Below are 12,914 nucleotides of genomic sequence, written 5' to 3' on the forward strand. Positions count from 1 at the left end.
GTCAGGAACTCTTTGCGAAGTCGTGCGGCTGGATGGTGTAGCCGCGGTCGGCGTAGTGGCGCCAGCGCGAGCGGCCGACCTGCCGGTCGTTGGTTTCGTCGCTCACGATGTCGATCATGCGTTCGTAGCGCTCGAAGCCCGCGGGCACTTCGAGTCCGAGGTTCACCAGCATCTCGCGGTGGGGCAACGATGCGGCGTCGGCCCCTTCCACGGACAGCACGACGGGCGAACGCGCGACCACGTGGGCCGGCGCATCGCTGCGGCAGTGCGCCACGAAGTCGACCGGCGACAGTTGCCACAGCGCGGCGTCCACCGCATCGAGCGCGTGTGCGTCGCCCACCACCACCACGCGCAGGCCGCGCGCATTCACGGCCTTGCGAACCAGCCGGCAGGCGTAGTTCAGCTTGTCGGGCGCGTTGTAGTGAAAGCCGATTTCAGTCACTTCGCGGACCGGGCCTTCGGCGTCGAGTTCTTCGGCGCTTTGTCAGTCTTGACGTCGGTGCCTGCCTTGGCGGACCTGGCCTTCGGCGATGCCTCGGCGCTGGCCGCAACAGCCGAGACAGCCGCACTGGCCGCGCGGGTCGTCAGGTACGACACCAGCAGGCCCACCGGCCGGCCGGTCGAGCCCTTGGCCGCCCCGCTCTTCCAGGCGGTGCCCGCGATGTCCAGGTGAGCCCAGGCGAAATCGGCGGCAAAGCGCTGCAGGAACTTGGCGGCGGTGATCGCGCCACCGGCGCGCCCGGCAATGTTGGCCACGTCGGCGAAGTTGCTCTTCAGGCCTTCGGCGTACTCGTCGTCCAGCGGCAGGCGCCACACGCGGTCCTGCGCGGTTTCGCCGGCTGCTTCCAGGGCGCCGGCCAGCGTTTCGTCGCTGGAGAACAAGCCGCTGCGCACGCCGCCGAGCGCCACCACGCAGGCGCCCGTGAGCGTGGCGATGTCGATCACGGCCGCGGGCTCGAAGCGCTTGGCATAGGTCAGAGCGTCGCACAGCACCAGCCGGCCTTCGGCGTCGGTGTTGAGCACTTCGATGGTCTGGCCGCTCATGCTGGTGACCACGTCGCCCGGCTTCACCGAACGACCGTCGTTCATGTTCTCGCACGACGGAATGAGGCCGACCACGTTGATGGCCGGCTGGATGTCGCCGAGCGCACGGAAGGTGCCCAGCACGCTGGCCGCGCCGCACATGTCGAACTTCATTTCGTCCATTTCGGCGGCCGGCTTCAGCGAAACGCCGCCGGTGTCGAAGGTGATGCCCTTGCCGACCAGCACCACGGGCGCCTGGTCCTTCGGCGCGCCCTGGTAGCGCAGCACGATGAAACGCAACGGCTCCGCCGAACCCTGTGCCACGGCGGCGAACGAGCCCATGCCGAGCTTCTCGACTTCCTTCGGGCCCAGCACCTCGCACTTGATGTTCGCCAGCTTGGCCAGGCCCTTGGCGGCCTCGCCCAGCAGCGTGGGGGTCGCATGGTTGGCGGGCCGGTTGCCCCATTCCTTGGCGAACTCGATGCCGTTGACGGTGGCACGCGCGTCGTTGAAGGCGCCTGTCACGCCGGCGGCATCGGCCACGCCCAGCGTTACGTTGCGGATGCTGCGCGGCTCGGCCTTCGACTTGGTGGTGGTGTAGACATAGCTGGCATCGGCCACCGCGGTCACGGCGCAGGCTACGGCGGCGGCATCGGCCGACTGGGCGAACACCACGGCCACGCGCTTGGGCGCGTGGGCCTTGGCGGCGGCGACTGCGGCAGCCACGCCGGTGCGCACCGCGGCGGGCTTGCCGTCGCCGATGGCGGCGAACACCACGCGGGACGCCACGACGTCTTCGGGACGGTACAAGGACAGCAGCTTGCCGGCCTTGTCGGGCAGGTCGCCGGCCTTGCGGGCACTGGCGGCCAGCACCGAAAGCGGGTCCTTGGCGGTGAGGGGGGCGCTGCCGACGAGCACGATCAGGACATCGGATTTCTCGGCTGCAGCCTGGGCGACGGTGAGGGTCTTGAGTTGAAAGTCCATAATCCTTTTTTTCCTCGAACGATGTTATTCCATTCTTCCTTACGCAAGGAGCTGTCCCGCAGCTTCGGAGCAACCCTCGTGGTCCTGGTCACCATCGTGATGACCATGATGCTCATCCGTACCCTCGGGCTTGCCTCCAAGGGCAGTGTGAACCCGCAGGAGGTGTTCCTGGTCATGGCCTACACGGTGCTCGGCTACATGCCGACCATCCTGAGCCTGAGCCTGTTCGTCGCCATCGTCGGCACGCTCTCGCGCATGTACCGCGACAGCGAAATGGTGATCTGGTTTTCCAGTGGCCGCGGGCTCATGGACTTCATCAAGCCCACCTTCCGCTTCGCCTGGCCGGTGCTGATCCTCGTAGCGGTGATGGCGCTGGTGGGCTGGCCCTGGGCCAACTCGCAGACCATCGGCATGCGCCAGCAGTACGAGCAGCGCAGCGACATCGAGCGCGTGGCGCCCGGCGAGTTCCGTGAATCGGCCGGCCGCGTGCGGGTGTTCTTCATCGACAAGGACACGCCGGACAACTCCAAGGCCACCAACGTCTTCATCTGGTCCATCGAGCGCAACCTGCAGATCACCACCTCGGCGCGCAGCGGCAGCATCGAGAACATCGGCAACTCGCGCTACCTGCTGCTCAACAACGGCCAGCGGCTGGAGCAGCCACTGGCCAACACCGGCCTGAAGATCAGCGAATTCAAGACCTACGGCACCCGTGCCGGCGGCAGCGACGCCGCGGTGAACAGCGCCACGCCGCCGCGCGCGCGCACCACCGTGTCGCTGCTGGCCGACCCGAGCAGCCCGAGCCGCGGCGAACTGGCCTGGCGCATCGGCATGCTGCTGACCGCCATCAATTTCGTGCTGCTCGCGCTGAACGTTTCCAGCGCCAACCCGCGCGTCGGGCGCAGCGGCAACCTGTTGCTGGCGCTGTTCGCCTTCGTCGTCTACTACAACATGCTGAACATCGGGCAGAGCTGGATCAGCTCGGGCCGCTTCAGCATGGCCGGCTTCATGGTGACGCTGCACGGCGGCGTGCTGCTGCTCAACCTGGTGTGGCTGAGCGCGCGCCAGAACAACTGGGGCCGCCGCACCCGGCGCAGCCGCGCCGCCGCGGTGCCCACACCCCACATCGAACCCACCACGTGAAAACGATAAGACGCCTGATCTACGCGGAGGTGCTGAAGTCCGTCGCGTTCGTGACGCTCGGCTTCCTGAGCCTCTTCTTCTTCTTCGACTTCGTCGACGAGCTGCAGTCCATCGGCAAGCCCGACAGCCTCAACTACGGCCCCGTGCAGGCGTTGATCTACGTGCTGCTGCTGGTGCCCAGCCACCTGTACGAGTTGCTGCCGATCACCGTGCTCATCGGCGCCATCTTCGTGATGGCGCGGCTCGCGCAAAGCTCGGAATACACCATTCTTCGCACCAGCGGCCTCGGCCCGTGGCGCGCGCTGCGCACCCTGCTGCTGCTGGGCTTAGGCTTCGTCGTGCTGACCTTCGCCATCGGCGACTACGTGGCCCCGGCCTCGGAGCGCACCGGCCAGCTGCTCAAGGCCAAGTACCAGGGCGTGTATTCGCTGGCCGGCAACACCGGCGCCTGGCTGAAGGAAAAGCGCGGCAACGTGTCTTTCGCCGTGAACGTGCTGTCCATCGACCGCAAGGGCGCGCTGAAGAACCCCCGCATCATCGAGTTCGACGACAACGGCTACATCAGCACCCAGCTCACCGCGGGCTCGGCCGTCATCGGCAACGACGGCCACTGGGTCCTGAGCGACGTGGAGCAGCAGAAGTACGACACGCGCAGCTCGTCCGAGCAGGCCCACATCGTCACCAGCCGAATTCCGCAACTGAACTGGCCGACCTCGCTGACCGGCGAGATGGTGTCCGTGGCGCTGCTGCGACCGGACCGCATGAGCACGATCGACCTGTTCGACTACATCCGCCACCTGGACGCCAACGGCCAGACCGCGCAGCGCTACGAGATCGAGTTCTGGCGCAAGGTGTTCTACCCGCTCTCGTGCCTGGTGATGGTGGTGCTCGCCCTGCCCTTCGCCTACCTGCACTTCCGCCAGGCCGGCATCACGACGTACGTGTTCGGCGGCGTGATGATCGGCATCAGCTTCTTCCTGCTGAACAACGTGTTCGGCTACCTGGGCAACCTGAGCAACTGGTCGCCGTGGCTCACGGCGGCGGCGCCGGGGCTCATCTACTCGGTGATGTCGCTCACGGCCTTCAGCTGGCTGGTGTTGCGACGATGACGACCACTTCGGCCAAACAGGCGCGCGGCATCGTGCTGCTCGCGCACGGCTCGCGCGACGAGCGCTGGCGCGAGCCCATCGAAGCCGTCGCGGCCCGCGCCACCGCGCGCGCCCCAGACGCGCTCGTGGTCTGCGCCTACATGGAACTGGCGACACCCGACCTGGCGACCGCAACGGCGGCGCTGATCACAGCCGGCGCCCGCGCGGTGCGTGTGGTTCCGCTCTTCCTCGGCATGGGCAAGCACGCCCGCGAAGACCTGCCGCACCAACTTGAAGCGCTGCGCCAGCGCTGGCCTCACATCGATATTTCGCTCGCCGGCATCGTGGGCGAAGAGCCCGAACTGGTCGACCTGCTGGCCAAAATTGCCATCAAATCCTGAAATGCGGCAATTTCGATAGATTCCGAAGGCATAATGAATTCCGCAATAAGACGGAATTTGATATGAATCTGCATCAGTTCAAGTTTGTTCAGGAAGCCGTGCGGCGCAACCTGAACCTCACCGAGGCGGCCAAGGCCCTCCACACCTCGCAACCCGGGGTGTCCAAGGCCATCATCGAGCTCGAGGAAGAACTGGGCGTCGAGATCTTCGCGCGCCACGGCAAGCGCCTGAAACGCGTGACCGAGCCCGGCCAGCACGTCATTGCGAGCATCGAGCTGATCATGCGCGAGGTGGGCAACCTGAAGCGCATCGGCGAGCAGTTCAGCGCGCAGGACAGCGGCACCCTCTCCATCGCCACCACCCACACCCAGGCGCGCTACGTGCTGCCGGTGCCCGTGGCCAACCTGCGCGAGGCCTACCCCAAGGTCAACGTGAGCCTGCACCAGGGCTCGCCCGACCAGGTGGCGCGCATGGTGATCGATGAAATCGCCGAAATCGGCATCGCCACCGAGTCGCTGGACGGCTACGCCGAACTCGTGACGCTGCCCTGCTACGAGTGGCAGCACGTGCTTGTGCTGCCCAAGGACCATCCGCTGGCGGCCAAGGAGCGCATTTCGCTCGAGGACCTGGCGCTGGAACCCATCATCACGTACCACCCTTCGTTCACCGGCCGCACGCGCATCGACCATGCGTTCGCCCAGAAAAAGCTCACGCCGCGCATCGCGCTCGAAGCCATCGACTCCGACGTGATCAAGACCTACGTGCGCCTCGGCCTGGGCGTGGGCATCGTGGCCGAAATGGCGGTGCGCGACGAGTCGAATGCCGACCTCGTGGTGCGCCCCATGGGCCATGTGTTCGGCCAGAATATCGCGCGGGTCGCGTTCAAGCGCAGTGCCTATCTGCGCAACTTCGTCTTCAAGTTCGCGGAGCTGCTGTCCGACCGCCTCGACCGCAACCTGATCGCCAAGGCCTTGAGCGGCCACCAACAAGACTACGAGCTGTAAACAGGATCACCCCCAGTCTTCGCGCACTTCGTGTCGCTCCGCCAACCCCCTTCCGGGGGCAACACCAGCGGCCCGGCAAAGCCGGTTCCGCGGTGTTCCTGGAAGGGAGACGAGAGGTGGGTTGCGCGCGGCGCAATAAGCAAAATCACGAACATCATGAGCACGTCACCACGCACGCCCGACGTCGGCACCAAGCTGCCCTCCGTCGGCACCACCATCTTCACGGTCATGTCGACCCTGGCCGCCGAGAAGAACGCGGTCAACCTGGGCCAGGGCTTTCCGGATTTCAACTGCGATCCGAAGCTGCTCGAAGACGTGACGGCCGCCATGGCCGCGGGCCACAACCAGTACCCGCCGATGCCGGGCATTCCGGCGCTGCGCGACGCCATCGCCGCGAAGATCTCGGCGCTGTATGGCCATACGTACAGCGCCGCCAGCGAAATCACCGTCACCGCCGGCGCCACGCAGGCCATCATCACGGCCATCCTCGCGGTGGTGCGCCCGGGCGACGAGGTGATCGTGCTGGAGCCCTGCTACGACAGCTACGTGCCCAACATCGAGCTGGCCGGTGGCAGCGTGGTGCGCGTGCCGCTCGTGCCCGGCACCTTCCGCCCCGACTTCGACAAGATCGCCGCCGCGCTCACGCCGCGCACGCGCGCCATCATCATCAACACGCCGCACAACCCGAGCGCCACGGTCTGGACCGAGGCCGAGATGCGCAAGCTCGAAGAGCTGCTGGCGCCCACCGACGTGTTCGTGATCAGCGACGAGGTGTACGAGCACATGGTGTTCGACAGCGCCCGCCACGAAAGCGTGGCGCGCTTCGCGGGCCTGGCCGCGCGCAGCTTCATCGTGAGCAGCTTCGGCAAGACCTACCACGTCACCGGCTGGAAGGTCGGCTTCGTGGCGGCGCCGGCACCGCTGATGGCCGAATTCCGCAAGGTGCACCAGTTCAACGTGTTCACCGTGAACACGCCCATGCAGCATGCCCTGGCGCGCTACATGGCCGAGCCCAAGCCCTACCTGGAGCTGCCGGCCTTCTACCAGCGCAAGCGCGACCTGTTCGCCGCCGGCCTGGCCGAGAAGACGCGCTTCAAGCTGCTGCGCAGCGAGGGCAGCTACTTCCAGTGCGTCGACATCTCGGCGGTGAGCGACCTGTCGGAAGCCGACTTCTGCCTCTGGCTCACGAGCGAGATCGGCGTGGCCGCCATTCCGCTGTCGGCGTTCTACGGCAACGGTTTCGACCAGCGCGTGGTGCGCTTCTGCTTCGCCAAGAAAGACGAGACCTTGCTCGCTGCGCTGGAGCGGCTGGCAAGGCTCTGACGCGCCACGGGTTCAGCGCCGACGGCGCCCGGCCCCGGCAATGACGCGGCGGTAGGACGTTGGCTGACCGCCGAAGGGGCCGCTCTCCGGCGATCCAGGCGACGGGGCGGGAGGAGCATCAACGCTCATCACAACAACTGCCCTGGAGAAACCATGTCGCTCTCGTTCATTCTGCTGATCGTCCTGATCCTGATACTGATCGGCGCGCTGCCGAGCTGGGGTTACAGCCGGTCCTGGGGCTACGGACCCAGCGGCGGCGTCGGCCTGATCGTCGTCATCATCGTCATCCTGGTGCTCATGGGTCGCATATAGGCCCGGCGAGCAGCCCATGAAAAAGCCCGCGAAAGCGGGCTTTTTTTATTTGCGCGCGGCGGCATGAACAGCGCCACTTCTCAGGCCTGCAACTGCCCCCAAGCCTTGTCGAGCCGCTTCACGCTCACCGGCTGCGGCGTGCGCAGCTCCTGCGCGAAGAAGCTCACGCGCAGCTCCTCGAGCAGCCAGCGGAACTCGAGCATGCGGTCGTCCACCACGCCCTTGCGCTCGGCCACCAGGCGCCAGTAGCGCTGGTCCTGCGGCTTCAGCTCGGCCAGCTTGGCGGCGTCGCGCGCCGGGTCTGCGCGCAGCTTGTCCAGCCGCAGCACGATGGCTTTCAGGTAGCGCGCAAAGTGCTGCAGCTGCGTCCACGGCGCATCGGCGATGAAGCGCTTGCCGACCAGGCGCTGCAGCTGCTGCGCGGCGTCCTGCACGGCATCGGGCTGGATCTTGGTGTCCTTGATCTTGCGCGCCGCCGCGGCGTACTCCACCAGGATGGTCGAGGCCAGCCGCGCCACCTCGTTGGCGATCAGCGTGAGGCGCCCACGACCCTCCTCCAGCCGCTTCTTGAAAGCGAACTCGTCGGTGGGCAACGGCTCCTGCAGGAAGGCGCGGTCGATGGCCACGTCGATGATCTGCGTGCGCAGCTCTTCCGACGTGCCCAGCGGCATGAAGGCCACCGACATCTTCTGCAGGTCGGGGATGTTCTTCTCGAGGTACTTGAGCGCGTCTTTCAGCTGCAGCGCGAACAGCCGGCGCAGGCCCGCGCGGTGCTTGGCCGCGGCCACCGCGGGCTCGTCGAACACCTCGATGGTCACGGCGTCGCCCTCGTCGCGCAACGCCGGAAAGCCGATGAGCGACTGCGAGCCGCGGCGCACTTCCATCAGCTCGGGCAGCTCGCCGAAGGTCCACGCCGTGTAGCGCTGGCCCGCGGGCAAGGCGGCCGGCGCGGGCGCGCTGGCGACCTTGGCGGGGGCCTTCGTACCCTCGTCGGATGCGGCGGCCTTCTTCTCTGGCGACGCCTTCACATTCAGCCCCGCCAGCGCCTGGAACGCGCCGCGCGCCTGCGCGCCCAGCTCGGCCTTCAGCGCCCCCAGGTTGCGGCCCATGCCCAGCTGGCGGCCATGCTCGTCGACCACGCGCAGGTTCATGAACAGGTGCGGCGCCAGCATGTCCAGCTTGAAGTCGGCGCGCTTCACGTCGATGCTGGTCATGTCGCGCACGCGCTTGAGCAGCACGTCTGTCAGCGAGCCGGTGCCGAACAGCTCGGGCTCCGACAGCGCCTCGGCAAGCTTGGTCGCCGACTCGGGCAGCGGCACCAGCCGCGAGCGCGGGCGCTGCGGCAGGCTCTTGAGCAACGCCTGGATCTTGTCCTTGAGCATGCCCGTCACCAGCCACTCGCAGCGCTCCTCGCTCACCTGGTTCAGCACGAAGAGCGGCACGCTGACCGTGAGGCCGTCCTTCGCGTCGCCGGGTTCGTGCAGGTAGGTGGCGGCGCAGTCCACGCCGCCCAGGCGCAGCGTGGCCGGGAACGACTGCGTGGTGATGCCCGCCGCCTGGTGGCGCATGAGCTCTTCACGCGTGAGGAACAGCAGGCGCGGCTGCTCCTTCGTGGCCTGGCGGTACCAGTGCTCGAAGGTGATGCCGCTGGCCACGTCGGCGGGCAGCTGCGCGTCGTAGAAGGCGAAGATCAGCTCGTCGTCGACCAGCACGTCCTGCCGGCGCGACTTGTGCTCCAGCCCCTCGACCTCGCGCACCAGCTTGCGGTTGGCCTGCAGGAACGGAAACTTCGTTTCCCACTGCCCGGCGACCAGCGCTTCGCGAATGAAGATCTCTCGCGCCGCCACCGGGTCGACCTTGGTGAAGTCGACGCGCCGCCCGCTGTACACCACCAGGCCGTACAGCGTGGCGCGCTCCAGCGCCGAGACCTGCGCGCCCTTTTTCTCCCAATGCGGGTCGAGCAGCTGCTTCTTCAGCAGGTGGCCGGCAATCTGCTCCAGCCACTGCGGCTCGATGTTGGCCACGCCGCGCCCGAAGAGCCGCGTGGTCTCCACCAGCTCGGCCGCGACGATCCAGCGGCCCGGCTTCTTCTTCAGGTGGGCGCCGGGGTGCTTGTAGAACTTGATGCCGCGCGCGCCCAGGTAGGCCTCGTCGTCTTCCAACTTCCAGCCCACATTGCCCAGCAGGCCGGCCAGCATCGACAGGTGCAGCGGCTCGTAGCCCGCGGGCTCGCTGTTGAGGCGCCACTTGTGCTCGGTGACGACCGTGAGCAGTTGCGAATGAATGTCGCGCCACTCGCGCACGCGGCGGATGTTGATGAAGTTCTGCCGCAGCAATTGCTCGTACTGGCGGTTGCTGAGCTTGTGGGTGTCGCCGTGCCCGCCGCGTGCGTCGGCAATCCACTTCCACAGCCGCAGGTAGCCGCTGAACTCGCTCTTGTCGTCGTCGAACTTCGAATGCGCCTGGTCGGCCTGCTGCTGCGCTTCCATCGGCCGGTCGCGCACGTCCTGCACGCTCAGGGCCGACGCGATGACCAGCACTTCTTCGAGCGCGCCGCGCGAGCGGGCCTCCAGGATCATGCGGCCCACGCGCGGGTCCAGCGGCAGCCGCGACAGCTCGGCGCCGGTCTGCGTGAGCTCGTTGGCGTCGTCGACCGCGCCCAGTTCGTTGAGCAGCTGGTAGCCGTCGGCGATGGCGCGCGGCGACGGCGCCTCCAGGAACGGAAAGCGCGCCACGTCGCCCAGGCGCAGCGACTTCATGCGCAGGATGACGCCCGCGAGCGACGAGCGCAGGATTTCGGGGTCGGTGAAGCGCGGGCGGCCGTCGAAGTCTTTCTCGTCGTACAGCCGGATGCAGATGCCGTTCGCCACGCGCCCGCAGCGCCCGGCGCGCTGGTTGGCCGCGGCCTGGCTGATCGGCTCGACCAGAAGTTGCTCGACCTTGCTGCGGAAGCTGTAGCGCTTGACGCGCGCCGTGCCGGTGTCGATCACGTAGCGGATGCCCGGCACGGTGAGCGAGGTTTCGGCCACGTTGGTCGCCAGCACGATGCGACGGCCGTTGTGGCTTTCGAAGATGCGGTCCTGCTCGGGCCCCGAGAGCCGCGCGAACAGCGGCAGCACCTCGGCGCTGCGAAACAGCGGCTGGTGGCTGACGTGGCGGCGCAGGTGGTCGGCGGCCTCGCGGATCTCGCGCTCGCCGGGCAGGAAGATCAGGATGTCGCCCGCGTTGTGCGGGTCGCGCCACAGCTCGTCGACCGCGTCGGCAATGGCGTCGTTCAGGTCGTGCTCGCGCGACTCCTCGAACGGCCGGTAGCGCTGCTCCACCGGAAAGGTGCGCCCCGACACCATGATGGTCGGCGCCGGCCCCTTGGCCGAGGCGAAGTGCTGCGCGAAGCGGTCGGCGTCGATGGTGGCCGAGGTGACGATCACCTTCAGGTCGGGCCGGCGCGGCAGGATCTCGCGCAGGTAGCCCAGCAGGAAGTCGATGTTGAGCGAGCGCTCGTGGGCCTCGTCGATGATGAGCGTGTCGTAGGCCTTCAGCAGCGGGTCGGTCTGCGTCTCGGCCAGCAGGATGCCGTCGGTCATGAGCTTCACCGAGGCGTCGCGGCTCAGCCGGTCCTGGAAGCGCACCTTGAAGCCGACCACGTCGCCCAGCGGCGTCTTCAGCTCCTCGGCGATGCGCTTGGCCACCGAGCTCGCGGCAATGCGGCGCGGCTGCGTGTGGCCGATGAGGCGGCCCTTGCCCGGTTCGGCGTTCAGCTTGCCGCGGCCCAGCGCGAGCGCGATCTTCGGCAGCTGCGTGGTCTTGCCCGAGCCCGTCTCGCCGCAGACGATCACGACCTGGTGCGCCTGGATGGCGGCCATGATCTCGTCGCGCCGGCCCGAGACGGGAAGCGATTCGGGGAACTCGATGCGCAGCGGGGTCGAGCGTGCCGGAGCGGATGGCACTGATGGCGCCGGGGGTGCGGAAGGGGTCGTGGTCGTCAAGGGAAGGCAGTCTTCGGTCGGGAGCGTCCGGCATGCCGGGCATGCATGAAGGCGAACCGCGGATTATCGGCCCGCGCGGCCGAGCCCGTGTCGGCCCGCACGGCCGAGCCCGTGTCGACCCGCACGGCCGAGCCCGTGCTCTGGACGGGCAAGGCCGAGGTCGTGCGGGCTGCGGCGGCGCGCGTGCGGCAGCAGTGCGAGGTCAGGCAAACGACGCGTCATGAATGCACAATCACGCCCCATGTCCACCGTCTTCAATTTCACCTTCGTGCCGTGGTTCCGCTCGGTCGCGCCCTACATCCACACGCACCGCGGTAAGACTTTCGTGGTCGGCCTCGCGGGCGAGGCGATCGCGGCGGGCAAGCTGCAGAACATCGCGCAAGACCTGGCTTTGATCCAGAGCATGGGCGTGAAGATCGTGCTGGTGCACGGCTTCCGCCCGCAGGTCAACGAGCAGCTCGCGGCCAAGGGCCACGAGGCGCGCTACTCGCACGGCATCCGCATCACCGACGAGGTCGCGCTCGACTCCGCGCAGGAGGCCGCCGGCCAGCTGCGCTACGAGATCGAGGCCGCCTTCAGCCAGGGCCTGCCGAACACGCCGATGGCCGGCTCCACGGTGCGGGTCATTTCGGGCAACTTCATCACCGCGCGCCCCGTGGGCGTGGTCGACGGGGTCGACTTCAAGCATTCGGGCCTGGTGCGCAAGGTCGATTCGGCCGGCATCCGCCGCACGCTGGACTTTGGTGCGATGGTGCTCATGTCGCCCTTCGGCTTCTCGCCCACCGGCGAGGCCTTCAACCTGACGATGGAAGAAGTGGCCACCAGCGTGGCGATCTCGATCCAGGCCGACAAGCTGATCTTCCTGACCGAGATCCCGGGCATCCGCATGGACAGCGAGCTGCCCGAAAGCGAAGACAACCCGATCGATACCGAGCTGCCGCTGGACGCCGCCGAGAAGCTGCTGGCCTCGCTGCCGCCCGCGCAGAAGCCGACGGACACCGCCTTCTACCTGCAGCACTGCGTGAAGGCCTGCAAGGCCGGCGTGGAGCGCAACCACATCCTGCCCTTCGCGCTGGACGGCTCGCTGCTGCTGGAGGTGTACGTGCACGACGGCGTGGGCACCATGGTGATCGACGAGAAGCTCGAAAGCCTGCGCGAAGCGTCGGTGGACGACATCGGCGGCATCCTGCAGCTCATCGAGCCCTTCGAGCGCGACGGCACGCTGGTCAAGCGCGACCGCACCGAGATCGAGCGCGACGTGGGCCACTACACGGTGATCGAGCACGACGGCGTGATCTTCGGCTGCGCGGCGCTCTACCCGTACCCCGAGGCCAAGACCGCCGAGATGGCGGCGCTGACCGTGTCGCCGCTGTCGCAGTCGCAAGGCGACGGCGAACGCATCCTGAAGCGCATCGAGCACCGCGCCAAGTCGATGGGGCTGGAAAGCATCTTCGTGCTCACCACGCGCACCATGCACTGGTTCCTGAAGCGCGGTTTCCAGCAGGTCAACCCCGACTGGCTGCCCGAGGCGCGCAAGCGCAAGTACAACTGGGACCGCAAGAGCCAGGTGCTCGTGAAGAAGATCTGACGCACCTCTGACGCACCTCTGACGCACTTCTGAAGCACTTCTGACGCCCCACGAAGGAGACT

Annotated in this window: 10 protein-coding genes; 7 read left to right on the plus strand and 3 right to left on the minus strand. The window is 67.4% G+C overall.

Annotated elements, in window-relative coordinates:
• Window position 1: 1 nt before the first annotated feature.
• Together QTI51_RS09320 and QTI51_RS09325 are read right to left on the minus strand one after the other, a co-directional pair.
• Window positions 2–442: a DNA polymerase III subunit chi gene (locus QTI51_RS09320; protein WP_116907577.1), complete on the minus strand. Its 441-nt coding sequence runs from the start codon at window positions 440–442 to the stop codon at window positions 2–4.
• Window positions 439–2,007 (minus strand): leucyl aminopeptidase, encoded by a 1,569-nt coding sequence (locus QTI51_RS09325; RefSeq protein ID WP_286515939.1) that lies wholly within the window; start codon window positions 2,005–2,007, stop codon window positions 439–441. Before QTI51_RS09325 ends, QTI51_RS09320 begins: the two co-directional genes overlap by 4 nt.
• 21 nt (window positions 2,008–2,028) lie before the next feature.
• Here QTI51_RS09325 and lptF point away from each other — a divergent pair, with 21 nt between their 5' ends.
• From lptF to QTI51_RS09355, 6 genes are all read left to right on the plus strand, one after another.
• The gene (lptF, locus tag QTI51_RS09330) at window positions 2,029–3,150 is read left to right on the plus strand and encodes an LPS export ABC transporter permease LptF (protein ID WP_116907576.1); all 1,122 of its coding nucleotides are present in this window, start codon (window positions 2,029–2,031) and stop codon (window positions 3,148–3,150) included.
• The gene (lptG, locus tag QTI51_RS09335) at window positions 3,147–4,259 is read left to right on the plus strand and encodes an LPS export ABC transporter permease LptG (RefSeq protein ID WP_116907575.1); all 1,113 of its coding nucleotides are present in this window, start codon (window positions 3,147–3,149) and stop codon (window positions 4,257–4,259) included. The genes lptF and lptG overlap by 4 nt, the downstream gene beginning before the upstream one ends.
• The gene (locus QTI51_RS09340) at window positions 4,256–4,639 is read left to right on the plus strand and encodes a sirohydrochlorin chelatase (protein ID WP_116907574.1); all 384 of its coding nucleotides are present in this window, start codon (window positions 4,256–4,258) and stop codon (window positions 4,637–4,639) included. The genes lptG and QTI51_RS09340 overlap by 4 nt, the downstream gene beginning before the upstream one ends.
• Before the next feature lie 62 nt (window positions 4,640–4,701).
• Complete coding sequence (locus QTI51_RS09345) at window positions 4,702–5,643, plus strand: CysB family HTH-type transcriptional regulator (RefSeq protein ID WP_013541245.1); 942 nt, start codon at window positions 4,702–4,704, stop codon at window positions 5,641–5,643.
• A 156-nt stretch (window positions 5,644–5,799) separates the two neighbouring features.
• Complete coding sequence (locus QTI51_RS09350) at window positions 5,800–6,966, plus strand: pyridoxal phosphate-dependent aminotransferase (protein WP_116907573.1); 1,167 nt, start codon at window positions 5,800–5,802, stop codon at window positions 6,964–6,966.
• A gap of 153 nt (window positions 6,967–7,119) precedes the next feature.
• Entirely contained in the window at window positions 7,120–7,278 is a 159-nt protein-coding gene (locus QTI51_RS09355) for a DUF3309 family protein (RefSeq protein WP_093122295.1), read from the plus strand.
• 80 nt (window positions 7,279–7,358) lie between these two features.
• On the opposite strand, the gene hrpA is transcribed toward QTI51_RS09355, so the two are convergent.
• Window positions 7,359–11,141 carry an ATP-dependent RNA helicase HrpA gene (hrpA, locus tag QTI51_RS09360; RefSeq protein ID WP_286515985.1) on the minus strand — a complete coding sequence of 1,261 codons (3,783 nt, stop codon included), beginning with the start codon at window positions 11,139–11,141 and terminating at the stop codon, window positions 7,359–7,361.
• 364 nt (window positions 11,142–11,505) lie between these two features.
• Here hrpA and argA point away from each other — a divergent pair, with 364 nt between their 5' ends.
• Window positions 11,506–12,852: an amino-acid N-acetyltransferase gene (gene argA, locus QTI51_RS09365; RefSeq protein WP_116907571.1), complete on the plus strand. Its 1,347-nt coding sequence runs from the start codon at window positions 11,506–11,508 to the stop codon at window positions 12,850–12,852.
• Window positions 12,853–12,914 lie beyond the last annotated feature (62 nt).

Source organism: Variovorax sp. J22G73 (assembly GCF_030317035.1).
In the GTDB taxonomy this organism is placed as follows: Bacteria; Pseudomonadota; Gammaproteobacteria; order Burkholderiales; family Burkholderiaceae_C; genus Variovorax.